At 70.8% G+C, this 24386-nt stretch carries 24 protein-coding genes; 7 read left to right on the top strand and 17 right to left on the bottom strand.

Going from position 1 to position 24386, the window contains the following annotated elements; translation table 11 throughout:
• Window positions 1–44 precede the first annotated feature (44 nt).
• The 3 genes from AABM36_RS04685 to AABM36_RS04675 all read left to right on the top strand — a co-directional run bounded on the left by AABM36_RS04685 (window position 45) and on the right by AABM36_RS04675 (window position 2700).
• Window positions 45–665 carry a hypothetical protein gene (locus AABM36_RS04685; protein WP_423447606.1) on the top strand — a complete coding sequence of 207 codons (621 nt, stop codon included), beginning with the start codon at window positions 45–47 and terminating at the stop codon, window positions 663–665.
• A gap of 379 nt (window positions 666–1044) precedes the next feature.
• Window positions 1045–1662, top strand: coding sequence for a hypothetical protein (locus AABM36_RS04680; protein ID WP_423447604.1), 618 nt, complete (start codon window positions 1045–1047; stop codon window positions 1660–1662).
• A gap of 6 nt (window positions 1663–1668) precedes the next feature.
• A complete protein-coding gene (locus AABM36_RS04675) occupies window positions 1669–2700 on the top strand; it encodes an inorganic phosphate transporter (protein ID WP_423447602.1) in 1032 nt (343 codons plus the stop codon).
• 101 nt (window positions 2701–2801) lie between these two features.
• On the opposite strand, the gene pstB is transcribed toward AABM36_RS04675, so the two are convergent.
• From pstB to pstS, 4 genes are all read right to left on the bottom strand, one after another.
• Window positions 2802–3581: a phosphate ABC transporter ATP-binding protein PstB gene (pstB, locus tag AABM36_RS04670; RefSeq protein ID WP_423447600.1), complete on the bottom strand. Its 780-nt coding sequence runs from the start codon at window positions 3579–3581 to the stop codon at window positions 2802–2804.
• A 34-nt stretch (window positions 3582–3615) separates the two neighbouring features.
• Entirely contained in the window at window positions 3616–4734 is a 1119-nt protein-coding gene (gene pstA, locus AABM36_RS04665; RefSeq protein WP_124109406.1) for a phosphate ABC transporter permease PstA, read from the bottom strand.
• Window positions 4734–5681, bottom strand: coding sequence for a phosphate ABC transporter permease subunit PstC (gene pstC, locus AABM36_RS04660; protein ID WP_423447598.1), 948 nt, complete (start codon window positions 5679–5681; stop codon window positions 4734–4736). Before pstC ends, pstA begins: the two co-directional genes overlap by 1 nt.
• A 148-nt stretch (window positions 5682–5829) precedes the next feature.
• The gene (gene pstS / locus AABM36_RS04655; RefSeq protein ID WP_423447596.1) at window positions 5830–6936 is read right to left on the bottom strand and encodes a phosphate ABC transporter substrate-binding protein PstS; all 1107 of its coding nucleotides are present in this window, start codon (window positions 6934–6936) and stop codon (window positions 5830–5832) included.
• A 236-nt stretch (window positions 6937–7172) separates the two neighbouring features.
• Here pstS and AABM36_RS04650 point away from each other — a divergent pair, with 236 nt between their 5' ends.
• The 3 genes from AABM36_RS04650 (at window position 7173) to disA (ending at window position 11059) form a co-directional block, all read left to right on the top strand.
• A complete protein-coding gene (locus tag AABM36_RS04650) occupies window positions 7173–8330 on the top strand; it encodes an FUSC family protein (RefSeq protein WP_423447594.1) in 1158 nt (385 codons plus the stop codon).
• A gap of 105 nt (window positions 8331–8435) precedes the next feature.
• Window positions 8436–9827 carry a DNA repair protein RadA gene (radA, locus tag AABM36_RS04645; RefSeq protein WP_423447592.1) on the top strand — a complete coding sequence of 464 codons (1392 nt, stop codon included), beginning with the start codon at window positions 8436–8438 and terminating at the stop codon, window positions 9825–9827.
• Window positions 9828–9982: 155 nt separating this feature from the next.
• Window positions 9983–11059, top strand: coding sequence for a DNA integrity scanning diadenylate cyclase DisA (gene disA / locus AABM36_RS04640; RefSeq protein ID WP_423447590.1), 1077 nt, complete (start codon window positions 9983–9985; stop codon window positions 11057–11059).
• 27 nt (window positions 11060–11086) lie between these two features.
• On the opposite strand, the gene AABM36_RS04635 is transcribed toward disA, so the two are convergent.
• Window positions 11087–11824: a DUF4232 domain-containing protein gene (locus AABM36_RS04635; RefSeq protein ID WP_423447588.1), complete on the bottom strand. Its 738-nt coding sequence runs from the start codon at window positions 11822–11824 to the stop codon at window positions 11087–11089.
• Between the two features lie 25 nt (window positions 11825–11849).
• Here AABM36_RS04635 and AABM36_RS04630 point away from each other — a divergent pair, with 25 nt between their 5' ends.
• Window positions 11850–12830 (top strand): A/G-specific adenine glycosylase, encoded by a 981-nt coding sequence (locus AABM36_RS04630; protein ID WP_423447586.1) that lies wholly within the window; start codon window positions 11850–11852, stop codon window positions 12828–12830.
• Here AABM36_RS04630 and AABM36_RS04625 read toward each other — a convergent pair.
• From AABM36_RS04625 to folB, 12 genes are all read right to left on the bottom strand, one after another.
• Complete coding sequence (locus AABM36_RS04625; RefSeq protein ID WP_423447584.1) at window positions 12814–13332, bottom strand: amino-acid N-acetyltransferase; 519 nt, start codon at window positions 13330–13332, stop codon at window positions 12814–12816. The genes AABM36_RS04630 and AABM36_RS04625 overlap by 17 nt on opposite strands.
• 120 nt (window positions 13333–13452) lie before the next feature.
• On the bottom strand, window positions 13453–16071 hold the full coding sequence (locus tag AABM36_RS04620) for an ATP-dependent Clp protease ATP-binding subunit (protein ID WP_191873322.1): 2619 nt from the start codon (window positions 16069–16071) through the stop codon (window positions 13453–13455).
• Window positions 16072–16351: 280 nt separating this feature from the next.
• Window positions 16352–16693 carry a histone-like nucleoid-structuring protein Lsr2 gene (locus AABM36_RS04615; RefSeq protein ID WP_423447581.1) on the bottom strand — a complete coding sequence of 114 codons (342 nt, stop codon included), beginning with the start codon at window positions 16691–16693 and terminating at the stop codon, window positions 16352–16354.
• Between the two features lie 220 nt (window positions 16694–16913).
• Complete coding sequence (locus AABM36_RS04610) at window positions 16914–17201, bottom strand: hypothetical protein (protein ID WP_423447579.1); 288 nt, start codon at window positions 17199–17201, stop codon at window positions 16914–16916.
• Window positions 17202–17250: 49 nt separating this feature from the next.
• Window positions 17251–18783, bottom strand: a complete 1533-nt coding sequence (gene lysS, locus AABM36_RS04605) for a lysine--tRNA ligase (protein ID WP_423447577.1) — start codon at window positions 18781–18783, stop codon at window positions 17251–17253.
• A gap of 24 nt (window positions 18784–18807) precedes the next feature.
• Window positions 18808–19656 (bottom strand): pantoate--beta-alanine ligase, encoded by an 849-nt coding sequence (gene panC / locus AABM36_RS04600; RefSeq protein WP_423447575.1) that lies wholly within the window; start codon window positions 19654–19656, stop codon window positions 18808–18810.
• The gene (locus tag AABM36_RS04595) at window positions 19653–20621 is read right to left on the bottom strand and encodes a Rossmann-like and DUF2520 domain-containing protein (protein ID WP_423447573.1); all 969 of its coding nucleotides are present in this window, start codon (window positions 20619–20621) and stop codon (window positions 19653–19655) included. The genes panC and AABM36_RS04595 overlap by 4 nt, the downstream gene beginning before the upstream one ends.
• A 52-nt stretch (window positions 20622–20673) precedes the next feature.
• Complete coding sequence (locus AABM36_RS04590) at window positions 20674–22413, bottom strand: PH domain-containing protein (RefSeq protein ID WP_423447571.1); 1740 nt, start codon at window positions 22411–22413, stop codon at window positions 20674–20676.
• A complete protein-coding gene (locus AABM36_RS04585; RefSeq protein ID WP_423447569.1) occupies window positions 22410–22925 on the bottom strand; it encodes a PH domain-containing protein in 516 nt (171 codons plus the stop codon). Before AABM36_RS04585 ends, AABM36_RS04590 begins: the two co-directional genes overlap by 4 nt.
• Entirely contained in the window at window positions 22909–23463 is a 555-nt protein-coding gene (locus tag AABM36_RS04580; protein WP_423447567.1) for a DUF3180 domain-containing protein, read from the bottom strand. The genes AABM36_RS04585 and AABM36_RS04580 overlap by 17 nt, the downstream gene beginning before the upstream one ends.
• Window positions 23451–23972, bottom strand: a complete 522-nt coding sequence (gene folK / locus AABM36_RS04575) for a 2-amino-4-hydroxy-6-hydroxymethyldihydropteridine diphosphokinase (RefSeq protein ID WP_423447565.1) — start codon at window positions 23970–23972, stop codon at window positions 23451–23453. Before folK ends, AABM36_RS04580 begins: the two co-directional genes overlap by 13 nt.
• A complete protein-coding gene (gene folB, locus AABM36_RS04570) occupies window positions 23972–24385 on the bottom strand; it encodes a dihydroneopterin aldolase (RefSeq protein WP_423447563.1) in 414 nt (137 codons plus the stop codon). The genes folK and folB overlap by 1 nt, the downstream gene beginning before the upstream one ends.
• Window position 24386 lies beyond the last annotated feature (1 nt).

Genomic DNA, 24386 nt, shown 5'->3' with positions numbered 1-24386 from the left:
CCGGGCCGGTCGGACCGCACGACCCCGGGCGTACACTCGGGCGCATGTCCGAACGCCGCATGCACCACTCACCCGTGAAGTTCTCCCCCGAGAAGTTCGAGGCCCACGAGGGCGGGACGGACCCCGCGCGGGTCTCGGAGGCGGCGCACCTGGCGGCGCAGGCGCTGGTGTCCAGGGGGCGGCGGTCCCGCGATCCCGAGGTGCACGAACGGCTCGTCCGGCTCACGGACGAGCAGGGGCTGGACGGGATCGCCGAGATGTGGGCCGAGGCTCGGGCCGTCTCCCTCCCGGGGGCCCTGTGGCGGCTCTACGCGCTGCGCGCGGCGGCCCGCACCGATCCGCACCGCATGGGGCGGTGGTTCGCCACCGGCCGCCACGCCGCCCAGGTCTCCCAGGTGGTCGCGGGCGTGGCCGACCCGCCGGGTGCGGAGGAGATCTGCGACGTCGCGGACGTCATCCTCTCCGGGGCCTTCGACGGCGAGTTCGACGTGGCCCTCGAACGGTTCGCCGCGTTCTGCCGCGTGATCGCCGTGGGCCAGGAGCACACGCTGGACGCCCCCGGACTCACCGTGGACCACCCCTGGGAGCGGATCCCCCGGCTGCTGCGCACGGCCGACGAGCTCGACGCCGCCGCCCAGGCCTGGCGCCACGGTCACCTCGAGTGACCGGTTCCGCCGGGCCCGGGCGCCCCGTCCCGGCGACTGCGGTCCGGTGGCCGCATCCCGTCCGGTGCCCCACACGACCGGTGGGCGCCGGCTGGTGAGGCCCGGCTGCTCTGCCACCCCGTGGCGGCGCGCCCCCGGTGACGTCTGGCGAGCTCCGCCCGGTTGGTGGGCCCCCGGGGGCCGGCGCTAAAGTGGTGGAAGGTGTCGGGCCGTGGCAGCCCCGGGCTCCATCATTCAGCCGCTACGAGCGGCCTTCCGCCGAGAGGCGCTCCCGGTCCGACACCGCCTCCCTCGCCGGTCCGTGGCGAACCCTGCCGGTTAACCTTCGTTGGGTAGCATGACGCCGAAACTTCACGGTGCGTAACCCAAGGACGGACGGATGGCCTTTCGGATCTTCCCGGAGGACGAGCGGGTCACGGACCTGCTGGTCCAGATGAGCCGTTGCGTCATCACCGCGGTGGAGCAGCTCTCGGAGCACGTGGGGCACGTGGACAAGGTCTGGGAGCAGCCGCTCACGGATCTGCTGGAGACCGAGGACCGCTGCACCAACCTCTACTTCTCCCTGATGACCACCACGCGCTCCTCCTACGTGGTGCCCATCCCCCGCCAGGACGTCTACATCCTGGGGCACTGGCTGCTGCGCTCCGTGCAGTGCCTCGTGGCGTGCGCCGAGCTGCACCGCCAGTACAAGGTGGAGCGCCCCAGCTCCCAGGCCACCGAGCAGCTGGCCGTGATCCAGAACATGGCCCACATGACCTGCAAGGCCATGGGGCGGCTCACCAGCATGGACGAGCTGGACGACTACTGGTTCGAGATGATGCGTCTCACCCGCCAGGCGGAGCGCACCCAGCGGGCCTACCGGGCCCGCCTCATGGAGGACTACAAGGCCGCCCAGGCCATCCGCCGCATGGACACCGCCCAGCAGCTCTTCGACGCCGCCCAGGCCCTGGGCCAGGTCTCCTCCGAGGTTGGCCGGATCCTCGTGGCGGAGTACTGACCCGTCATGACCGAGGTGCTGGCCTTCGCGGGCATCCTGCTGACGCTCGTGTTCACCGTGATCAACGGTTTCCACGACGCGTCCAACGCCGTGGCCCTGCCCGTGCGCTTCAACGCCCTCACGCCGCGGGTGGCCCTGTGGATGGGGGCCGTGTTCAACCTCGTGGGTGCCCTGCTGGTGGGGATCGTGCTGACCGACATGATCACCTTCGAGATCCCCGTGCCCCTCAACGACGTCGGGACCGTGGCGCTGATCTGCGCGCTGCTCAGCGCGATCGGCTGGGACCTGCTCACCTGGTGGTGGCGCATGCCCTCCTCCTCGACCGCGGCGGTCGGCGGCGCCCTGGTGGGTTCGCTGCTGGGCGCTCGTGCGGTGGGGCTCTCCAGCGGCGACCTCTCAATCGGTCCGTACCTCTCGTGGAACGTGGTCGCACCGCTCGTCGTGGCGCCACTCGTCGCGTTCCTCCTGGCGTTCCTGCTGGTGATCCCCATGGTCCACCTGGTCAAGCACCAGTCCCCGGGTCGCGTGGGCTTCCTCGCGGGCGTGGTGCAGGCCACCGGCGCCGCCGCCATCCACTTCGGCCACGGGATCCAGCACGCCCGCCGCACCCTGTGGCTGCTGCTCGTGCTCCTGCTGGTGGCCGGTCCGGGCTACTCCCGGGACAGCATCCCCGTGTGGCTGAGCCTGCTCGTGGGCCTGTGCCTGGCGTTCGGTACCCTGCTGGGCGGCTGGCGCATCTCCTACACCCTGTCCTCCCGCGTGGTCTCCCTGGACCCGCTGCGCGGCGCGATCGCCCAGACCGTCTCCGGCACGCTCCTGTTCCTGGGCGCCTTCCTCTCCCCCATCCCGTTGTCGAGCTCGCAGACGAGCACCGCGGCCATTCTGGGCGCGGGCTCGGCCCAGAAGTTCCGCACCGTGTACCACTCCACTCTGGTGCGGGTCCTCGGCACGTGGCTGCTCACGGTGCCCGTGTGCGGAATGGTTTCAGCGGTGCTCTTCCTCGCCGTGTCCCCGCTGATCCCCACCCCGGCCGGCTGACTCTCGCGCGCAGGTCCCGCGCACCAGTGTCCCGGTACGACGACGCCCGGCCCGCCACCGCGGTCAGCGGTGACGGGCCGGGCGCACGCCGAAGGACGGGATCAGCCGAAGCGACCGGACACGTAGTCCTCGGTCTCCTTCTTCTGCGGGGTGTTGAAGATCTCAGAGGTCGGTGCGTACTCGATCAGACGGCCGGGCTTGCCGGTGCCCTCGATGTTGAAGAACGCCGTCTTGTCCGAGACACGGGAGGCCTGCTGCATGTTGTGCGTGACGATGACCACCGTGTAGTCGGTCTTGATCTCGTTGATCAGGTCCTCGATGGCCAGGGTGGAGATGGGATCCAGGGCGGAGCAGGGCTCGTCCATAAGGATCACGTCCGGCTTGACCGCGATCGCCCGCGCGATGCACAGACGCTGCTGCTGACCGCCGGAGAGCCCGGAGCCGGGCTTGCCCAGCCGGTCCTTGACCTCGTTCCAGAGGTTCGCACCGCGCAGCGAGCTCTCCACCAGCTCGTCCGCCTCGCTGCTGGAGATCCGCTTGTTGTTGAGCTTCACTCCCGCCAGCACGTTGTCCCGGATGGACATGGTGGGGAACGGGTTGGGGCGCTGGAAGACCATGCCCACCATGGAGCGGACGGTCACGGGGTCCACGCCCTTGCCGTAGAGGTCGTCTCCGTCCAGGAGCACCTTGCCCTCGGCGTAGGCACCGGGAATGACCTCGTGCATGCGGTTCAGCGTGCGCAGGAAGGTCGACTTGCCGCAGCCCGAGGGGCCGATGAAGGCCGTGACGGAGCGGGGCTCGATGTTCATGCTGACGTCTTGGACCGCCAGGAAGTCGCCGTAGTAGACGTTGAGGTGATCGACGTCAATGCGTTTCGACATGGTTGCTTGTCCTTAGCTCAGGTAGGTCGGAAGATCAGCGGCCGGCGGTCTTGGGCGCGAACGCCCGGGCGACGAGGCGCGCCACGAGGTTCAGCAGCATCACGATCACGATCAGGATCAGCGCCGCCGCCCAGGCGCGCTGCAGGGACGGATCCGGGTTCGTGGGTGATGTGGGGTTCATGATCTGGTAGTAGATGTACGTGGGCAGCGTGGTCATCCAGCCGGAGAACGAGTTCCAGTTGATGGCCGTGGCGAAGCCCGCCGTGACGAGCAGCGGCGCGGTCTCACCGATCACGCGGGCGATCGCGAGCGTGACACCGGAGGCAATGCCCGAGATCGACGTGGGGATGACCACCTTGAGGATGGTCCGCCACTTGCGCACACCCAGCGCGTAGGAGGCCTCACGCAGCTCGTTGGGCACGATCCGCAGCATCTCCTCGGTGTTCTTCACCACCGTGGGGATCATGAGCACGGTCAGCGCCACGGCGGCCACGAAGCCGGTACGGGTGGACGGACCGAAGATCAGGCCGAACAGCGCGGCGGCGAACAGGCCCGCCACGATGGACGGAATGCCCGTCATGACGTCCACGAAGAACGTGATGGCCTTGCCGAGCCACCCGCCACGGGAGTACTCCACCAGGTAGATGGCCGTGAGCAGGCCCACGGGAACGGACATCAGAGTGGCCCAGAAAGTGATGGACACGGTGCCCACGATCGCGTGGTAGGCACCACCGACCACGTCACCGGAGGTTTCCGCCTGGTTGTCCTGGAACCCCGTGACCCCGTTCATGGACGTGGTCAGGAAGTCGATGCTGATCCCGGGCAGGCCGTTGGCGAGCACGGTCCAGATCACCGAAACCAGCGGGATGACGGCCAGTACGAAGGCGCCGTAGACCAGGAAGGTCATCATGGAGTCCGCGCCGGAACGGCGGCCCTCGATGAGGCCCACGGCCAAGGGACCCGCGATCAGGAAGATCACGGCGGCGAACAGGGCCCACAGGGCGATGCTGAAACCCACCAGCGCTGCGATGGCGGCACCCGCCACCACGGCGCCCAGGCCGATGGCCGGGATCAGCCACCCGGGGCGCTGCCCGCGGGTGAGTTTGGACTGCCGGACGGGTGAGACGCCGGGAGAGTTCGTGGTCGATGACATCAGTTGGCCCCCGAGAATTCCTTGTAGCGAGCGATGATGGCACGGGCGATCATGTTGACCACCAGGGTGATGAGGAACAGCACGAGGCCGGTGGCGATCAGCTCGGACAGACGCAGTCCGTAGGCCTCGGGGAAGTTCAGGGCGATCTCCGCAGCGATGGTCTGGTTGCCGGACTTGATGAGCGAGGCGATCATCGGGCCCGAGGAGAGCACGAGGGCCACGGCCATCGTCTCACCGAGCGCGCGTCCCAGGGCCAGCATCACGGAGGAGATGATGCCCGGGCGGGCGAAGGGCAGCACGGACATCCGCACCATCTCCCACCGGGTGGCCCCCAGCGCGAGCGCCGCTTCCTCGTGGAGCTTGGGCGTCTGCGTGAAGATCTCACGGGACATGGCGGTGATGATCGGCAGGATCATGATGGCCAGCACCACTCCTGCGGTGAGCATGGTCTTGCCGGTCTGCGAGGCGGGGCCGGCGAAGAACGGGATGAATCCCAGGTACTCGGCGAGCCAGTTGTACAGCGGCACCATCGCGGGGGCCAGCACCGTGGCGCCCCACGCGCCGAAGATCACGGAGGGGATCGCGGCCAGGAGGTCGATCACGTAGCCCACCGGCTTGGAGACCCTCGCGGGCGCGTAGTGGGAGATGTACAGGGCCACCAGGATCCCGATGGGTGTGGCGATCAGCAGCGCGATGACGGACGAGATGATCGTGCCGACGACCAGGGGACCGATGTAGGCGCCGAAGCCCTCTCCACCGGTGATGTCCTCGGGCGCTGCGGTGAATGTGGGCACGGCCTGCAGGAACAGGAAGATCGCCACGGCCGCCAGGACCACGAAGATCAGGATGCCGGCGGCCAGGCTGAGCCCGGAGAAGATGGAGTCCCCGGCACGACCGGCCGAGGTGGACTTCGACTCCGGTTTCTGTGTGCTGACGGTGGTGGACATGAACCAGTCCCTTCGTTCAGGTGTGGTGCGAGCTGGGTGGTGGCCACCGCCCAGCGTAGGACGTGGCGCGGGTTGGTGGTCCTGTGCGCAAGTGCGGCGTCGGTGCGTTCAACGCACCGACGCCGCACTCAGTGGTGCTCGGACCGGATCAGCCCTTCGCGGAGATGGTGTCCACGGCGGCCTGGGTCTGCTGGCGCAGGGACTCTGACAGCGGGGCGGAGCCCGAGGAGTCCGCAGCGGCCTTCTGGCCCTCCTCGGAGACCACGTAGGTCTCGAAGGCCTTCACGAGGTCGGCGGTCTCCTGGGAGTCGTACTGGGCGCACACGATGTGGTAGGACACCAGCACCAGCGGGTAGGCGCCGGCCTCCTTGGTGTCGCGGGCGATCTCGATCGCCATGTCGTGCTCGCCGCGGCCCTCGACCTGCTCGGAGACCTCCACGGCCTTGGCCGCGGCCTCGGGAGAGTGCTCGACGTACTCGTCGCCCACCTTGATGGCGGCGGTGCCGAGGTCACCCACGGCGGAGGAGTCCGCGTACGTGATGGCGCCCTCGGTGCTGGAGGTCGTGGTGACCACACCCGAGGTGCCCTTGTTGTTCTCCGCGGCGTACTTGGAGGGCCAGGCCTGGTCCGGCTCGTCGGTCCAGTCCTTGGGAGCAGCCTGGCTCAGGTAGTCGGTGAAGTTCTCGGTGGTGCCCGAGTCGTCGCTGCGGTGCACCACGGTGATCGCGGTCTCCGGCAGGTCCGCGTCCGGGTTCTGCTTCTTGATCTCCTCGGCGTTCCACTTCTTGATCTCGCCCTTGAAGATCTTGGCGATGGTGGGAGCGTCCAGGTTCAGGCTCTCCACGCCGGGCAGGTTGAACGCCACGGAGATCGGGGAGATGTAGACGGGCAGGTCCATGGCCCCGGCGTCACCGCACTGCTTCTTGGCGTCCGGGATCTCCTTCTCGGAGAGGTAGGCGTCCGACCCGGCGAAGTTCGCGCCACCGGCGAGGAACGCCTCGCGGCCCGCACCGGAGCCGTCCGGGGAGTACTGCACCGTGGCGCCGCTGTTGGAGGACTGGAAGCCGTTCTGCCACGCGGTCATGGCGGCCTGCTGGGAGGAGGCGCCGATGCCGGTCAGGGTGCCGGAGACGCCGCTGCTCTCGCCGCCACCGCCGCCGCTCTCGCCGGTGGGGTTGTCGGAACCGCAAGCGGTCAGGGCGAGGGCGCCAATGGCCAGGATTGCGGCCGAACGGCCGACGTGCGAAACCTTCACTGTTTCTCCTTCGAAAACGGTTGCCGGTGACTCCGGCGGGCGTGTGGCGTCGCAGCCCGACGCCCATCTCCGCTGCGTGCGCAGCATGCCCGACGATCACGGTAGGGAGCGGATGTTGCCAGATTCAGCCAAGAAGGTGAACGGACGATTAACAACGCCGGGGGCGCGGAGCCCGTCGTCGTCCCGTGGAACCGGGTGGCGGTCGGGCGGGGCCCGGTCCCGCCTAGGATGGCCTCATGGCGTCCTCGGAAGCAGCAATCCCCCGCTCCCGGACCCGGCGTGCCGCAGACCTCGTGTGGCAGCGTTGCCGCACGGGCTGGGACCGCATGACGTCCGGGCTGTTCCAGGCGGTGCAGATGACCGTCGCGGCAGTGGGCGCCTACATCATCGCGGAGCAGCTCTTCGGCCACACCGGCCCCATCTTCGCGGCCACGGCCGCACTCGTGTCCCTGGGCTACGCCAAGGGTGGGCTGCGCTACCGCCGGGTGCTGGAGGTCTCGGTCGGCTGCACGCTCGGAATCGTCATGGGGGACCTGCTGATCCACGTGCTGGGCCCCGGGGAGTGGCAGGCGGCCGTGGTGCTGCTGATCTCGCTGCTGCTGGCCCGGTTCCTGGACAACGGCGCGATCTTCACCACCCAGATGGGCCTGCAGTCCGTGCTGGTGGTGCTGCTGCCGCCGTCCCAGGACGGTGTGTTCGCCCGTTCCCTGGACGCCGTGGTGGGCTGCCTGTGTGCCCTGGTGCTCGCCTACGTGGTGCCCCAGGACCCGCGCCGCGAACCGCGCCAGGACCTCACCGTCCTCATCACCGAGTTCACCCAGATGCTCTCGGACTGCTCCCGCGCCGTGGCCGACACCGACTCGCAGCTGGCCTGGCACGCGCTCGTGCGTGGGCGCCAGACCCAGCCGCTCGTGGACTCCGTGCGCACCGGCCTGACCGGCTCCAAGGAGATCGCCCACGCCTCGCCCATCTACCGGCGCCACCGGCGGGAGATCGACGAGCTCAGTGCGAGCATCCGCTACCTGGACCTCGCGGTGCGCAACTCCCGCGTCTTCGCACGCAGGCTCGCCTCCGTGCTCAACCGCGTGACCCTGGCGGACGCCGCCGTCGAGTCCCTCTCCGAGGCCCTCGCGGATCTCTCCGACGCCGTGCTGAGCTACGGCCATGCCCTGCGCGAGAGCCACGCCCAGAGCCGCGAGAGCTACCTGCGCCAGACCCGCAACGAGCTCTTCTCCGTGGCGCAGCGGCTGTCCCCCGCACAGATGGGCATCCGCACCATGGAGGGCGAGGCTCTCGTGCTCCTGCTGCGGCCCATGGTCGTGGACCTTCTCGAGGCCGCGGGCGTCTCCCACGAGACCGCGGCCAAGCACCTGCCGCCCCTCGAGCGCTGCTGAGCCGGGGCACGACGCCGCCCGCCCACCACCCGCCGACCAGGCCCGCAGAGCGGCGTCGTGCGCCGCAACGCTGTGCGCGTCGGAACGGGGACCTACCGTGTGGGCATGGCCACGAAGACCCGCAAGCAGTCCACCGTCTACCGCTGCACCGAGTGCGGCTGGACCACGGCCAAGTGGGTGGGCCGGTGCGGCGAGTGCCAGGCCTGGGGCACCGTCCAGGAGATGGGCGCGGAGCAGGAGCACGGCCGCACCAGGGCCGCGGCCGCCGTGACCACCCCGGCGCAGCCGATCGCCCGGGTGGACTCCTCCCTGGCGCAGTTCACCCCCACCCGCGTGGAGGAGCTGGACCGCGTGCTGGGCGGGGGTCTCGTGCCCGGCGCGGTCATCTTGCTCGCGGGAGAACCGGGTGTGGGAAAGTCCACCCTGCTGCTGGACGCGGCCGCCAAGGTGGCCGGCGGGGACACGCCCCGCACCGTCCTGTACGTCACGGGCGAGGAGTCGGCGGCGCAGGTCAAGCTGCGCGCCGAGCGGATCGGCGCCATCTCCGAGACCCTCTACCTCACGGCGGAGTCCGACCTCTCCGTGGCCCTGGCCCACGTGGCGCAGCTGGAGCCGGACCTGCTGGTCGTGGACTCGGTCCAGACGCTCGCGAGCCCGGAGATCGAGGGCTCCGCCGGCGGCGTGAGCCAGGTGCGGGAGGTCGCCGCAAGCCTGATCCACGCCGCGAAGACCAGGAACATGACCACTCTGCTGGTGGGCCACGTGACCAAGGAGGGTTCGATCGCGGGGCCCCGCCTGCTGGAGCACCTGGTGGACGTGGTGTGCCAGTTCGAGGGGGAGAAGCACTCGCGCATCCGGCTGCTGCGCGCGGTGAAGAACAGGTTCGGCCCCACGGACGAGGTCGGGTGCTTCGACCTCGAGGAGAACGGGATCCGCTCCGTGTCCGACCCCTCGGGGCTGTTCGTCTCACGCACACCCGTCCCCGTGGCGGGAACGTGTCTCAGTGTCACGGTGGAGGGGCGCAGACCGCTGCTCGCGGAGGTCCAGGCGCTGCTGGACACCTCCAGCACCGCTCAGCCGCGCCGTGCCACGTCCGGGCTGGACGGCTCCCGCGTGGCCATGCTGCTGGCCGTGCTGCAGCGCCGGGCGGGGCTCGCCCTGGCCTCACTGGACTGCTACGTCTCCACGGTGGGCGGAGTGCGGCTCACGGAGCCCGCCACAGATCTCGCGGTGTGCATGGCCCTGGCCTCCGCGGCCCAGGACCGCCCGCTGCCCCAGCGCCTCGTGTGCTTCGGGGAGATCGGCCTGGCCGGTGAGGTGCGGCCGGTGCCCGAGATCAACCGCCGCATCCAGGAGGTGGCGCGTCTCGGGTTCACCCACGCCGTGGTGCCGGCCTCCCCCACCGGTCCCGGCAGGATCCCCGCGGGGTTCTCCGTGCGTGAGGTGACCACCGTGGGGCAGGCCCTCGAGCTGCTGTTCCCGGCGCGCACGGACTGAGCCGCCGGGGCCGGCCGTTCGGCGCTCCCGTGCTGCGCGCTCCCGTGCTGCGCCCCCCGTGCCGCACGCTCCTGTGCCGCGCGCCCCCGTGCCCCGCGCTCCCGCGCCGCGCGCAGTGCCGCCGCGCGTCCCCGCCCCGACCCTAGAATGAGCCCGTGGCCAAAACACGCGAAACCTCCCTGCGCAGGACCCTCGCCAGGGTCGCCCCCGGCACGGAGCTGCGCACCGGCCTCGAACGCATCCTGCGCGGGCGCACCGGAGCCCTGATCGTGCTCGGATTCGACCGCTCGGTGGAGTCCCTGTGCTCCGGGGGCTTCGACATCGACACCGACTTCACGCCCACCAAGCTGCGCGAGCTCGCCAAGATGGACGGCGCGATCGTGTGCGACAAGGACGCCACCCGGATCCTGAAGGCCGGCGTGCAGCTCATGCCGGACGCGGACATCACCACGCTGGAGTCCGGGACCCGGCACCGCTCCGCGGAGCGCACCGCCAAGCAGACCGGGGTGCCGGTCATCTCCGTGAGCCAGTCCATGAACGTGATCACCATCTACAAGAACGAGGAGCGCTACGTCATCGAGGGCTCCCAGGCCATCATGGCCCGGGCCAGCCAGGCCCTGCAGACCCTCGAGCACTACAGCAACCGGCTCGAACAGGTGCTGGGCAGCCTCTCGGCGCTGGAGATCGAGGCCGCGGTCACCATCCGGGACGTGGCCCTGACGCTGCAGCGCATGGAGATGGTGCGCCGGATCTCCGAGGAGATCGCCTGGTACGTGCTGGAGCTCGGCACGGACGGCCGGCTGATCTCCCTCCAGCTGGAGGAGCTCACCGCCGGCAACGGCCCGGGCCCGGACGTGGTGCTGCGCGACTACCTCCCCGAGGGCACCGACGCGGAGGTCCTGGCACGGTCCCTGGCCGCGCTCGCCGAGCTCTCCTCCGTGGACCTCATCGACCTCCAGAAGGTCGCGGTGGCCGCCGGACTCACGGGCCCCCAGGGCACCCTGGAGACGGACCTGCACCCGCACGGGTACCGCCTGCTGGAGGGCATCAAGTCCATGCCCGGCGCGGTGGCCAAGCGGCTGGTCGCCCAGTTCGACGGGCTGCAGTCGCTCATGGCCGCGAACCTGGAGGACCTCATGTCCGTGGAGGGCATCGGCGAGCAGCGCGCCCGCACGGTGCGGGAGTCCCTGTCCCGGATGGCGGAGACCAGCCTGCTGGACCGGTTCATGTGAACCGGGCGCGGTCCCGCGGGCGCCGCGCTACTGCAGCACGAAGGCCGCCTGCTCGCTGGTGGCCTCTCCCAGGGACACGGCCAGGTTGTAGTACCCGGCGAGCGCCTTCGGCTGTCCTGCGGGGCAGCCTTCCGCGGTGCGCACGCGGTTCCAGGTGAGGTTGGACGTCTCTTTCTGCCCAGGGGCCAGCGTCACCTTGCGGTCCTCGCCGCCCGCGGCGCAGTGCCGGGAGTCGAACACGGTGTCCGCACCGGAGGTGACCACGAACGCCATCTGCTTGGTTCCTGCATTGACCGTGCAGGGCTGCTCCCCCGTGTTCTCCAGGGTCATGGTGAGGACCGGTTCCTCGTCCCCCGCGTAGCTCTCCTTGCTCGTGGAGGCGCTCACGGAGAGCTCCGCCTGGCACTGCGGGGCCGCCGTGGACGTGGCACTCGGGCTGGCCGAGCCGCCGGGCGAGGCAGACCCGGAGGAGCTCGGGCGCGGGGTGAAGTCCGCGAACTTCTGTGCGGGATCCGCGCTCGCCTGCGGGGAGGTGGCCGGTTCCTGGGTCGCCACCGGGGCGTCGTCGGGCGCGGCTTCCGTGCCGGTGACCGCCCGCACCCCCGTGGTGACGCCCCAGACCAGCAGCAGCAGGAGCAGGACGATGACGCCCAGCGCCACCAGGCGGCGTCGCCGGTAGACGTGCTGCGGGAGCCTGGCCTCGGTGTCCTCGTGGTCGGCGGGGGAAGCGGGGGAATCGTGCCGATCGGAACCGTGGGAAGCCATGCGCTCCAGGCTACCGTGGTCCGTGATGAACTCGAGTGCCGAAACCCCCGGACAGCCCGCCACCCACGTCCGCCGTGCGGTGCTCCGCTGGTACCGTGCGAACGCGCGTGATCTGCCCTGGCGAGCACCCGAGCGCACCCCGTGGGGCGTGCTGGTCAGCGAGATCATGCTCCAGCAGACCCCCGTGGTGCGTGTGCTGCCCGTGTGGCGGCGGTGGCTGGAGCGCTGGCCCACCCCGGGTGACCTGGCCGGGGCCGCACCGGCGGAGGTGGTGCGCGAGTGGGGCAGGCTGGGCTACCCGCGGCGGGCACTGCGTCTGCACGCCGCGGCGCAACGGATCCGGGACGCGCACGGCGGGCGGGTGCCCGGCGACCACTCCGAGCTGCTCTCCCTGCCCGGCATCGGGGCCTACACGGCCGCGGCCGTGGCCGTGTTCGCCTTCGGGCAGCGCCACACCGTGGTGGACACCAACATCCGCCGCGTGGAGGCCCGGCTGTTCTCGGGCCGTGCACTGCCCTCGCGCTCCCTGACCGCCGCGGAGACGCGGCTCGCGGACGCGGTGCTCCCCGAGGACGTGGCCGAGTCCGTGGCGTGGAACCAGGCCGTGATGGAGCTCGGTGCGCTGGTGTGCACGGCCCGCGCCCCGCGCTGCGGGCAGTGCCCCGTGCGGGACGCGTGCGCGTGGGTGGCCGCGGGCAGTCCTCCCGCCGAGGAGACGCCCCGCGGGCAGTCGTGGCACGGGACGGACCGGCAGGTCCGGGGCGCCATCATGGCCGTGCTGAGGGCCGCCACCGCTCCGGTGCCGGAAGCCCTCCTGCTCACGGACCTCGCGGGCTCGGAGCAGCTGGCGTCGGCGCACGAGGCGCCACCCGCCGTGGTGGTGGAGGAGCTGAAGGCGCTGTGGCGGCTGCCGGCTCCTGTGGAGCAGCGACGGCGCGCCCTGGCGGGGCTCACGGCGGACGGTCTCGCGGCCGCGGACGACGCCGGGGTCAGCCTCCCGGGGTGAGCTGCCGGATCATCCGCGTGTTGCCCAGCGTGTTGGGCTTCACCCGCGCGAGGTCCAGGAACTCCGCGACGCCCTCGTCGTGGGAGCGCAGCAGCTCCGCGAACACCTCCGCGGGAATGGTCTCCTGGTTGGCCATGACCTCGAACCCGTGGGCGGCGAAGAAGCCCACTTCGAACGTGAGGCAGAAGACCCGGCTCACCCCGAGCTGCTCGGCACGGGACAGCAGCTCGCGCAGCATCCGCCCGCCCACACCGTGCCCGCGTGCCGCCGGTGACGTGGCGAGCGTGCGCACCTCCGCGAGGTCCTCCCACATCACGTGCAGCGCACCGCAGCCCACCAGTGCCCCGGACTCGTCCTGCGCGACCACGAACTCCTGGATGCTCTCGTAGTAGGTCACGGTGTCCTTGGTGATGAGGATGCGCTCCGTGGCCATGGGCGCCACGAGCTCCTTGATCCCGTGGACGTCCGACGTGCGGGCTGGGCGGATGCGGATCTCGGTCATGCCCCGACTGTACGCGGGGCCGGGCACCCCCGGAACGCGAGCGGGCGGCGTCGTGAACCGCTGTGGTTCGCGACGCCGCCCGCTGGCAGCTCTCCCTGGGCCCGCCGGGGCCGGGGTGGGTCAGGCCTGGGCCTGGGCCGCTCCCCCGCCCGTGTCCCCGCCGGTGTGCGGCGAGCGCGGGACGTCCTTGCCGGAGGTGCTGTCGTCGTTGTCCGTGAGGGTGGGAGTGTTCTCGATCTCCGCGATCTCCTCGTCGGACAGCTCCGACATGGGGGTGGAGGAGAAGGTGAACGAGGCATCGTCCCCCTCGCCCTCGACGCCCACGGTGATCTTCTCGCCCGAGGCGATCTCACCGAACAGGATCCGCTCCGAGAGCTGGTCCTCGATCTCCCGCTGCATGGTGCGGCGCAGCGGGCGGGCTCCCATGGAGGGGTCGTAGCCCTTCTTGGCCACGAGCTTCTTGGCCTCGTCCGTGAGCGTGATGGACATGTCCTGCTCGCGCAGCCGCTGCTGCAGCCGTGCCACGAACAGGTCCACGATCTGCACGATCTCGGACTCGCTCAGCTGCGGGAACACGATGATCTCGTCCACGCGGTTGAGGAACTCCGGGCGGAAGTGCTCCTTGAGCTCCTCCTGAACCTTGGCCTGCATGCGGTCGTAGGAGGTGGCGGCGTCCCCGCTGGCCTGGAAGCCCACGGGAACGGTGCGGGAGATGTCCCGGGTGCCCAGGTTGGTGGTCATGATGATCACCGTGTTCTTGAAGTCCACCACGCGGCCCTGCGAGTCGGTCAGGCGGCCGTCCTCGAGGATCTGCAGCAGGGAGTTGAACAGGTCCTGGTGGGCCTTCTCCACCTCGTCGAAGAGCACCACGGAGAACGGCTTGCGGCGCACCTTCTCCGTCAGCTGGCCGCCCTCCTCGTAGCCCACGTAGCCGGGAGGGGCACCGAAGAGCCGGGAGACCGTGTGCTTCTCCTGGTACTCGGACATGTCCAGCGTGATGAGGGCGTCCTCGTCACCGAACAGGAACTCCGCGAGCGCCTTGGCCAGCTCGGTCTTGCCCACGCCGGTTGGCCCGGCGAAGATGAACGAGCCACCGGGGCGGCGGGGGTCCTTCAGACCGGCGCGCGTGCGGCGGATGGAGCGGGACAGGGCCTTGATGGCCTCGTTCTGCCCGATGACGCGCTTGTGCAGCTCGTCCTCCATGTGCAGCAGACGCCCGGACTCCTCCTCGGAGAGCTTGTAGACCGGCACGCCCGTGGACGCCGAGAGCACGTCCGAGATGACCTCCGGGGTGACCTCGGAGATCTGGTCGTCACCCTCGCGCCAGGCCTTGTCCTTCTCGTCCCGCTCGGCGATGAGCTTCTGCTCGGTGTCACGCAGGGACGCGGCCTTCTCGTAGTCCTGGCCCTCGATCGCGGCTTCCTTGGCGGTCTTGGTCTCCGCGATCTTCTCGTCCAGCGCCTTGATCTCCGGCGGGGCGGTCATGCGCTTGATGCGCAGGCGCGCACCGGCCTCGTCGATCAGGTCGATGGCCTTGTCCGGCAGGAACCGGTCGGAGACGTAGCGCGCGGACATGTGCACGGCGGCCTCCAGGGCGTCGTCCGAGATGGACACTCGGTGGTGCGCCTCGTACTTGTCCCGCAGCCCCTTGAGGATCTCCACGGCGTGGGCCTCGGAGGGCTCGTCCACCTGGATGGGCTGGAAGCGCCGCTCCAGTGCGGCGTCCTTCTCGATGTGCTTGCGGTACTCGTCCAGGGTGGTGGCGCCGATCGTCTGCAGCTCGCCGCGGGCCAGCATGGGCTTGAGGATCGAGGCGGCGTCGATCGCGCCCTCGGCGGCACCCGCACCCACCAGGGTGTGGATCTCGTCGATGAACAGGATGATGTCCCCGCGGGTGCGGATCTCCTTGAGCACCTTCTTCAGGCGCTCCTCGAAGTCGCCGCGGTAGCGGGAGCCCGCCACCAGGGAGCCGAGGTCCAGCGTGTAGAGCTGCTTGTCCTTCAGGGTCTCCGGGACGTCCCCGCGCACGATGGCCTGGGCGAGGCCCTCCACCACGGCGGTCTTGCCCACGCCGGGCTCGCCGATCAGCACGGGGTTGTTCTTGGTGCGCCGCGAGAGCACCTGCATCACGCGCTCCATCTCGCGGTAGCGCCCGATCACCGGGTCCAGCTTGGACTCGCGCGCGGCGGCCGTGAGGTTGCGACCGAACTGGTCCAGCACGGCGGAACCGGCGGGGGTCCCCTCGGCGCGACCGCCGGAGCCCACGCCGGCCGCCTCCTTCTCGCCGCCGGAGTTGCCGGACTGGTAGCCCGAGATCAGCTCGAGCACCGTGGCCCGCACCTTGGCGGGGTCCGCGCCGAGCTTCACGAGCACCTGCGAGGCCACGCCCTCACCGGCGCGGATGATGCCCAGCAGGATGTGCTCGGTGCCGATGTAGTTGTGGCCCAGCTGCAGGGCCTCTCGCAACGAGTGCTCGAGCACCTTCTTGGCGCGGGGCGTGAACGGGATGTGGCCCGAGGGCGCCTGCTGGCCCGGGCCGATGATGTCCTGGACCTGCTCGCGCGCGGCGCTGAGGGTGATGCCCATGGACTCGAGGGCCTTGGCGGCGACGCCCTCCCCCTCGTGGATCAGGCCGAGCAGCAGGTGCTCGGTCCCGATGTAGTTGTGGTTGAGCATCCTGGCCTCTTCCTGGGCCAGCACGACCACCCGGCGGGCACGGTCGGTGAAGCGTTCGAACATGGATACTCCTTCATTGATCTCTGCCCACGATGCTAGGCACCTCGCGCGGTGCCATGGGCACTGTTCGCCACTGGCGCACGGTGCTCGGCCGGGGGCGAAATCGCCCCTTCGCCCACGGCCCCGGGGGTTTCGCGGCCCGTTCCCGGCACGCACGACGACGGCCGGGGCACACCAGTTCTGGTGTGCCCCGGCCGTCGTGGATGGGCCCCCAGTTGTTCACCGGAGACCCCGGCGCGGGGCCCGGCGGGAGGTCCTCCCGCCGGTGCGCTCCGCGCGCGGCTCAGCTGCTGTGGGCCGCGTAGTACTTGTCCTGGACGTCCTGGTGGATGCGCCCGCGGTCGGAGACCTGCAGGCCCTGCTCCTTGGCCCACGCCCGGATCTTGGGGGTCTCGGGGTTGCCCGAGCGGCTGGGCCGCGTGGTGGTGGTCGCGCTGCGGCCGGTCTTGGCGGTGGCGCGGCGACCCGCGGAGATGAAGGGACGCAGGGCATCGCGCAGCTTGGTGGCGTTGTCCGAGCTCAGGTCGATCTCGTACTGACCGCCGTCCAGGCCGAAACGCACGGTCTCGTGGGCCTCTCCGCCGTCGATGTCGTCTTCCAGGATGATTTTCACGGTCTGAGCCATGGTCAGCTCCTCCAAACGCCCCGCGGGCTGCATAGGTCTTTTGTTCGTGTGCAAAGATACGTGGTCCGAGCGGAGATCCTCCGGGCATTCGCGCGGTGTGCCCAATCAAAGCCCCAGAGTCAAACCGTGGATCAGACGGTTATCGCGGATCCTGGAACAGAATTCATCTCCGAATCACATGGCCCATCATGGCACGCAATTCTTGAATTGTCATCACGGGCTATTCGGTGGGATTCCGGTCTTCCGCTGAATCACGAATGGGAATGCTCTGCCGCATCCCCAGACCCCTCTGCTGGCGAGTCTTCTCCTCCTGGTGGCCGAAGGGCGCCTTGTCACCCTCCCGCTCCCGGACGGCCTGGTACCAGCGCTCGGCATCCGCCTGCGCCTCGCTCTGCGCAGCCCGCTCGGCCCGGTCCCCCCGCAACAACCACCTCATGATCAGGTAGAACACCAGACCCACGCCCAACGAGGGCAAAAAGACCGCCACGTATTCCATGATGCAGATCATCCTCTCCGGGACTGTGTGAATGCTGTGCGGAGGATTCCGCGGGTCCGGATCACTCCGGCTTCATCAACGGGAACAGAATGGTCTCCCGGATTCCGAGGTTCGTGAAGAGCATGATCAGGCGGTCGAGACCCAGGCCCAGACCACCCATGGGGGGCGCACCGTGCTCCAGGGCCCGCAGGAAGTCCTCGTCCAGCTGCATGGCCTCGTCGTCCCCGGCCGCGGAGAGCAGCGACTGCTCCGTGAGCCGCTCCCGCTGCACCACGGGGTCGATGAGCTCGGAGAACGCGGTCCCCCGCTCCATGCCGCCGATGATGAGGTCCCAGGCCTCGATCAGGCCGGGCTTCTCACGGTGCGGGCGGGCCAGCGGCTGGGCGGCCGGCGGATAGTCGTAGACGAAGGTGGGCTGGATGAGGGTGGGCTCCACGATCTCCTCGAAGAGCTCCATCACGAGCTTCTGCTCGTCCCACGCGGGGTTGACCGGGATCTCCCGCTCCGCGGCCAGGGCCCGCAGCTCCTGCGCGGGGGTCTCCGGGGTGATCTCGCGGCCCACCGCCTCGGAGAGGCCGGGGTAGACGCCGACCCACGCCCACTCCCCGAACAGCTCGATCCGCCCCTGCTCGGTGTCGATGCCCTCCACACCGAGCGCCCGGGCGCACTCCTGGATGATCTCGCGGATCCGGTCCGCCATGACGAACTGGTCCGCGTAGGCCTCGTAGGCCTCCAGGGTGGTGAACTCCGGGCTGTGCGAGGAGTCCACGCCCTCGTTGCGGAACACGCGTCCGATCTCGAACACCCGGTCGATGCCGCCCACGACCGCGCGCTTGAGGAACAGCTCGGTGGCGATGCGCAGGGTCATGTCCTGGTCGAAGGCGTTGAGGTGGGTCTCGAAGGGACGCGCGGCCGCTCCGCCGTGGACGAGCTGCAGCATGGGCGTCTCGATCTCCACGTAGCCCTGCTCCTCCATCACGCGGCGCACGGTGCGGGTGATGAGGGAGCGGGTCAGGACGACGTCGCGGGCCTCCTGGCGCACGATGAGGTCCAGGTAGCGCTGGCGCACCCGGGTCTCCTCGTTGAGCTCCTTGTGCATGGTGGGCAGGGGCCGCAGCGCCTTGGACGCCATGGTCCAGGAGCCAGCCATCACGGACAGCTCACCGCGCCGGGAGCTGATGACGTTGCCGGTCACGGCCACGAAGTCCCCCAGGTCCACGAGGGCCTTCCACTGCGCGAGGGAGTCCTCCCCCACGTTCGCCTTGGACAGCATGACCTGCAGCCGGGTGCCGTCCCCCTCCTGCAGGGTCCCGAAGCACAGCTTGCCGGTGTTGCGCACGTGCACCACGCGCCCGGCCACGGTCACCCGGTGCTCGGTCTCCTCCCCGGCCTCGAGGTCCGCGAACTGCTCGCGCACGTGCGCGAGGGTGTCCGTGCGTCCCACGCCCGCCGGGTACGGCGCCATTCCGGCGTCCGCGGCCGCCTGCCGCTTGGCGGCGCGCACGGCCATCTGGTCGTTGAGCTCGTGCGCGCTCAGCTCCGGATCGGTGCTGGCGGGCTGGGCGGGAACGGTGGTTTCAGGCTGCTCGGTCACAGTGGACCAGGATACCGGTAGCGCTCAGATCCGCATGTTGTCGATGAGCCGGGTGGGACCGACCCACGCGGCCACGAGGGCCAGGGCCCCGGGCCCCGGCGCCACGAACTCGAGAGTGCGCGGGTCCACGGTCTCGAGGTAGTCCAGGGAGACCTCCGGCTCCGCGTCCACACGCTGCCGGGCCTGCTCCAGGGTGAGTTCCCCGGCCGCGAGGGCGCGCAGGGTGCCGTGCAGCACGAGGGCGTGCTCCGCCTGCTCCTCGGAGAGGTACTGGTTGCGCGAGGACAGGGCGAGGCCCCGTTCCGAGCGCACGATGGGCACCGGACGGATCTCCACCCGGTGATCGAAATCACGCACCATGCGCTGCACGAGCAGCAGCTGCTGGGCGTCCTTCTCACCGAAGTACGCCCGGAACGGGGTTCCGGGCCCGGGGGCCATGATGGTGAACAGCTTGTTCACCACGGTCAGGGCGCCGTCGAAGTGCCCGGGGCGGGTGGCCCCCTCGAGGACTCCCCCCGCGGCACCGGAGGTCACCGAGACCACGGGGACACCGTCCGGGTACATCTCCCGCACGTCCGGGGCGAACACGAGGTCCACGCCCACCTCCGCGAGCAGCGCGAGGTCCTGCTCCAGCTGCCGGGGGTAGCTCTCGAAGTCCTCCCCCGGCCCGAACTGCAGGGGGTTGACGAACACGGACACGACCGCGAGGTCGTTCTCGTCCCGTGCCCGCCGGGCCAGCTGCACGTGCCCGCGGTGCAGCGCGCCCATGGTGGGCAGCAGCCCCACGCTGCGGGCACCCTGCGCCACGCGGGACTCGATCTGCGCTCGCACCTGCGCGATGGACGTGCACACCAGGGGTCCGGTGCCGCTCACTGCTCCTCCTCGATGGCCGCCATGACGGCGCGGTAGCTCGCCCCGTCCAGTCTGCCCGACGCCGCCGCCCGCCGGGCCGTCTGCCTCGCCAGGGCGCGGTAGCCGGCCAGCAGCTGTCGGGCCGCGTCGGCGTCGTCGTGGGCGGCGGCGTCGTGGTCCGCGTGGCCGGTGCTGTGCGCGGCCCCGGTGCCGCCGCCCGCCAGCTCGCGCAGCGCGGCCACGTGCGCGGCCACCGTGGTGACGTCACCGCGGGCCACGGGACCCGTGAGGGCGTTCTCCCCGGAGGCCAGGGCGTTGTCCACCGTGGCGCGCACGAGCGGGCCCAGCACGCGGTCCGGGTGCTCCACCCCGATCTCCCCGAGCAGCTGCATGGACTCCCCCAGCACCGTCATCACGTGGTTGGAGCCGTGGGCGAGCGCCGCGTGGTAGAGCGGGCGGTCCGCCTCCGCGACCACCACCGGCTCGGCTCCCATCTCCACCACGAGTGCCTGGGCGATGGGGAGCACGGGTGCCGCGGCGGTGACGCCGAAGCTGCAGTCCGCGAGGCGCTGCAGGTCGAGGCTGAGCCCCGTGAAGGTCATGGCGGGATGCACGGCCAGCCCGATGCCCCCCGCCGCCCGGACGGGCTCCAGGACGTCCGTGCCGAAGCGGCCCGCCGTGTGGACCACGAGCTGACCCGGCTGCCACGCACCGGTGGCCGCGAGCCCGCTCACCAGGCCGGGGAGCTGGTCGTCCGGCACGGCGAGCAGCACCAGCTCGCTGCGCTCCACGATGCTCTGCACGTCCAGCACGGGAACGTCCGGGAGCAGGGCCGCCGCACGTTCGCGGCTGGCCTCCGACGACGCGTGCACACCCACCACGGCGTGGCCCGCGCCCCGCAGTGCCGCGCCGAGCACGGCACCGACCCTGCCCGCGCTGATGACGCCCACGCCGAGACGACCGGGACGATGACTGGGTTGGGACACGCGGGAACTCCTCACAGGGGGACGACGGCACGCACAGGGTAGCGCACGGCGCTCACACCCCGGACGCAGGTGCTTCCGGCGGGAGCGCGGTCCACGACCCGGCCGCGGCGTCCCACTCCCGGGCGGCGCGGGAGAGCCGCGCGTGACGCCACTGCAGCTCCCGGGCCGTGTGGACGTCCAGGTGGTCCAGCGCGGTGGCCACGCCACCCGGGGTCACGTGCACCGCCACACCGCTCAGCCCCATCCGGCGCTCCACCGGGCCCTGGCGCACGGCCACGGACTGCGTCTTGTGGTGCGGGACCACCGAGACGTGGCGAGTGATCCGGCCCCAGCGCAGCACCAGGGAGGAGTCGTCCAGGGCGAAGCCGTTGCGCCGCCACGTGACCGGGTCCAGCCACCGGCTGCGGCGGGGGTTGGCGGTGAACCGTGGCGAGTCCCCGACCCCCGAGAGCCCCTCGCGCACGAGTTCCCGCGGGGCGTGCTCCAGCGGCAGCACCAGATGCAGGATCTCCTGGACGTTCTCCCACGTGCCCACGGGCAGCACCACGGCCCCGAGGTCCTCCATCTGCCCTGCTCCGCCCTTGCCCGCGGTGGTGACCACCACCCGGTGACCGCCGAAGGAGCGCCACAGCAGGGGCCGGGTGACCTGCAGGGCCTGCACCCGCCCGGTGGGGATCGTGGAGGAGCGCTCGTTGAACAGCCCCGCGCGCGTGCGCACCCCGGAGGGGACCTCACTCAGTGTGAATCCCCAGCTGCGTTCCAGCCGCGTGTAGAGCCCGGAGAGCACGCCCAGCAGAGGGGCGATCGCCGAGGGCAGCACGATGATCAACGCCTCCGGGAACCACAGCGCCAGACCCGCGGTGATGAGCGCGATCAGCACCAGCACCACGGCGGGCGGCGAGCAGACCAGCCCGAGCAGAACGCGCCCCGTGGGCACGATGAAAACGCGTCGCAGCTCGTCCTGCTGGTTCAGCAGGCCGTACTTCTGGGCCATCCGCAGGTCCACGCCCGTGCGACGCGCAGTGGTGGCACCCTGTGTTCCCGCCCCGGGGTGCACGACGCCGCTCCGGCCGTCCGCGGGGGCCAGCGCCCACGGCGCCACCCGCCCGGGCCCCTGGCCCGTTCCCCGCGCGGGGGCGCCCGTCTGCGGATCGGGGTGGACGACGTTCCGGCCCGTCCCCGAGGGGGCGGGCCCGAGGTGGTCGGTGGCCGCGCGCTGGGCGGCCACGAGGAGCTGGCGGCGCAGCTGCTGCGCGTGCTCCCGCCCGAGGTAGGACAGCTCCAGAATGCTGGACCCGCCGTCCGCCACGTCGAACTTCAAGGAGGCGAGCCCCAGGATGCGCGGCAGGAAGCGGCGTTCGATGTCGATGCCCTGCACCCGGTCCAGGCGCGCCTGGCGCTGCGTGCGGAACAGCCACCCGCTGCGGAAGCGCACGTGGTCCTCCGTGATCTGGTAGCGGATGAACCACCAGGACAGCAGCCCCAGGGCGATCAGCACCCCCAGGGCTCCGCACAGCACGGCGAGCGCAAGCCCCAGGCCCACGACCTGCACCGCCCCGCTGACGTTGACCTCCACGGGCTCGTGCTTGACCAGGGAGGACACGAAATCGTCCATGAACGCGTTGCCGATGCCCCACACCAGAGCGACGAGCAGCAGCCAGCTGCGCACGAACGGGGTCAGCGGGTGCACCCGGTGCCACACGCCCTCGGCGTCACCGCGCACGGTGATCGCCGGGCCGTCGCCCTCGGGCCGTTCCGAGGGTGCTCCTGAGGCGTGCCCCCGGCCCGTCACAGACCCACCATGTGCTCTTCCCCGCGCTCCGTGAGCTGCTCGCGCAACCGGTCCGCCTCCTCGCGGGGCAGCCCGGGCAGCACGGCGTCGGTGCTCGCGGCGGCCGTGTGCAGCGTGACCGAGGCCAGGTGGAACGCGCTGAGCACGGGCCCGGTCTTGATGTCCACGTACTGCATGCGCCCGTAGGGCACCACCGTGACGGTGCGGAAGAACAGGCCACGGCGCAGCCACAGCTCGGTGGGCGCCTCCGCATAGCCGATCGCCCGCACCCTGCGGGGCACAAGGGCGAGGTTGATGCCACCCCACACGAGGGCCACCGCGGGCAGCAGCCAGAGCCACTGCGCGGTCTCGCGCCCCCAGACGCCCAGCAGCGCGAGCACCAGCGGCACCGCCATCACGACCACCCACACCACCGTGGCCGCCACCGCACCGATCACGCGCACCGTGACGTACTTGGGTGAAACCCGCCGCCAGGAGAGATCCGGCGGGCTGAGCTCATCGGTGGCGGGCATAGCCTCCCTCTCCTGTGGCGTACGGTTCCTGCCGTCCACCGTAAGGGGTCTCCTCCTCCGCGTCCGGGTCATCGGGAGGAAGCCTGCAGGATTTCTCCACGATCCACCCGAGCACCGCGAGACCCACCCCCACCACCACCTGGGCGATGCACTGCCACAGGGGCTGCTGCGTGGAGCGCACGCCCAGCAGCGTGAGCTGGTCCAGCCCGACCCCGGCGTGCCATCCCGCGCACAGTGCGCCGTAGTAGGCCACGGCCTGGGCCGCCGCCGCCGTGCCCACGGCCCAGACGGGGTCGTAGGGCTTGCGCTTCGCGGGGTCACGACGCCGCCCGGCGCCCTTCTCGGGGTCGCGGTACGCGCGCAGCCGCAGGCCCAGGTAGGCCAGGACGATCCCCGCTCCGATCTCGGCGAGCACGCTGATCCACGGCAGGACCAGCAGGCTCTGCCGGCCGCCGGCCACCACCTGGGTCATGCTCCAGCCGATGGCAGCGGCCACGAGTGCGGCGGCCACGAGGGACAGCAGGTTCAGGTATCGCACGGTGGCTCCTCCGGTCGCAGGGTGTGCTCGGTGACCACCAGGTCCTCGCGGTCCGGGGCGGTGTCCGCGAGACGTGCCACGGACACGCCGTCCAGTTCCGCCGCGGGGTCCATCAGCACCCACGGGCGCAGGACGAAGGCCCGCTGCGCCGCGCGCGGATGCGGCAGCTCGAGCCGGGGGTCGGTGCTGCGGACTCCCGCCACGCAGATCACGTCCAGGTCCAGGGTGCGCGGGCCCCAGCGCACCTCGCGCGTGCGGCCGTGGCGGTGCTCGATCCGCTGGCACACCTCCAGCAGCTCGAACGGGGTGAGCTCCGAGGACAGCTCCACCACCGCGTTGAGGTAGTCGGGTGAGCCCTCGGGCCCGCCCACCGACCGGGTGCGCACCACGGGGGAGGCCGCCACCAGTGTGATGCCGGGCGTTGCGGCCAGCTCCTGGACTGCCTCCCTCAGTGCCCTGATCCGGTCCCCCAGGTTGGCCCCGAGCGCCACGACGCACCGCAGCGCCATCAGCTGCCGTCCTCGGAGCGGACGGGGCGGCGTCGGACGATGCTCACGGCCACGTCCGAGAAGGTGACGTCGATCGGCGCCTTGGGCTTGTGCACCGTGACTTCCAGCACCGCCACGGCGGGGAAGGTTTCCAGCAGGCTGCCCACGATCTCCTCCGCGAGGGCCTCGATGAGCTGGAACCGCGTGCCGATGATGATCTCCCGGACCATCTCGGCCACCTCGCCGTAGTGCACGGTGCGCGTGAGGTCGTCGGTGGCCCCGGCGGGGCGCAGGTCCATGTGCAGCACCAGGTCCACGAAGAAGGGCTGGCCGCTGCGGCGCTCCTTCTCGAACACGCCGTGGTAGCCCACCGCGCCCAGTCCGGTGAGGATGATGCGGTCGTGGCTGCTCGGATCGGGGGTGACGCTGTTCATG

This window comes from Kocuria sp. KSNUG (genome assembly GCF_049532735.1).
GTDB lineage: Bacteria > Actinomycetota > Actinomycetes > Actinomycetales > Micrococcaceae > Kocuria > Kocuria rhizophila.
The sequence above is the reverse complement of the archived record's forward strand: the minus strand, read 5'-3'. Positions and strand labels throughout refer to the sequence as shown.

Bases quoted from the DNA above. Each gene is read 5' to 3' on its own strand.
- AABM36_RS04685 (WP_423447606.1), top strand. From the start codon at position 45: ATGTCCGAACGCCGCATGCACCACTCACCCGTGAAGTTCTCCCCCGAG.
- AABM36_RS04680 (WP_423447604.1), top strand. From the start codon at position 1,045: ATGGCCTTTCGGATCTTCCCGGAGGACGAGCGGGTCACGGACCTGCTG.
- AABM36_RS04675 (WP_423447602.1), top strand. From the start codon at position 1,669: ATGACCGAGGTGCTGGCCTTCGCGGGCATCCTGCTGACGCTCGTGTTC.
- pstB (WP_423447600.1), bottom strand. From the start codon at position 3,581: ATGTCGAAACGCATTGACGTCGATCACCTCAACGTCTACTACGGCGAC.
- pstA (WP_124109406.1), bottom strand. From the start codon at position 4,734: ATGTCATCGACCACGAACTCTCCCGGCGTCTCACCCGTCCGGCAGTCC.
- pstC (WP_423447598.1), bottom strand. From the start codon at position 5,681: ATGTCCACCACCGTCAGCACACAGAAACCGGAGTCGAAGTCCACCTCG.
- AABM36_RS04650 (WP_423447594.1), top strand. From the start codon at position 7,173: ATGGCGTCCTCGGAAGCAGCAATCCCCCGCTCCCGGACCCGGCGTGCC.
- radA (WP_423447592.1), top strand. From the start codon at position 8,436: ATGGCCACGAAGACCCGCAAGCAGTCCACCGTCTACCGCTGCACCGAG.
- AABM36_RS04635 (WP_423447588.1), bottom strand. From the start codon at position 11,824: ATGGCTTCCCACGGTTCCGATCGGCACGATTCCCCCGCTTCCCCCGCC.
- AABM36_RS04630 (WP_423447586.1), top strand. From the start codon at position 11,850: ATGAACTCGAGTGCCGAAACCCCCGGACAGCCCGCCACCCACGTCCGC.
- AABM36_RS04625 (WP_423447584.1), bottom strand. From the start codon at position 13,332: ATGACCGAGATCCGCATCCGCCCAGCCCGCACGTCGGACGTCCACGGG.
- AABM36_RS04620 (WP_191873322.1), bottom strand. From the start codon at position 16,071: ATGTTCGAACGCTTCACCGACCGTGCCCGCCGGGTGGTCGTGCTGGCC.
- AABM36_RS04615 (WP_423447581.1), bottom strand. From the start codon at position 16,693: ATGGCTCAGACCGTGAAAATCATCCTGGAAGACGACATCGACGGCGGA.
- AABM36_RS04610 (WP_423447579.1), bottom strand. From the start codon at position 17,201: ATGATCTGCATCATGGAATACGTGGCGGTCTTTTTGCCCTCGTTGGGC.
- AABM36_RS04585 (WP_423447569.1), bottom strand. From the start codon at position 22,925: ATGCCCGCCACCGATGAGCTCAGCCCGCCGGATCTCTCCTGGCGGCGG.
- folK (WP_423447565.1), bottom strand. From the start codon at position 23,972: ATGGCGCTGCGGTGCGTCGTGGCGCTCGGGGCCAACCTGGGGGACCGG.
- folB (WP_423447563.1), bottom strand. From the start codon at position 24,385: ATGAACAGCGTCACCCCCGATCCGAGCAGCCACGACCGCATCATCCTC.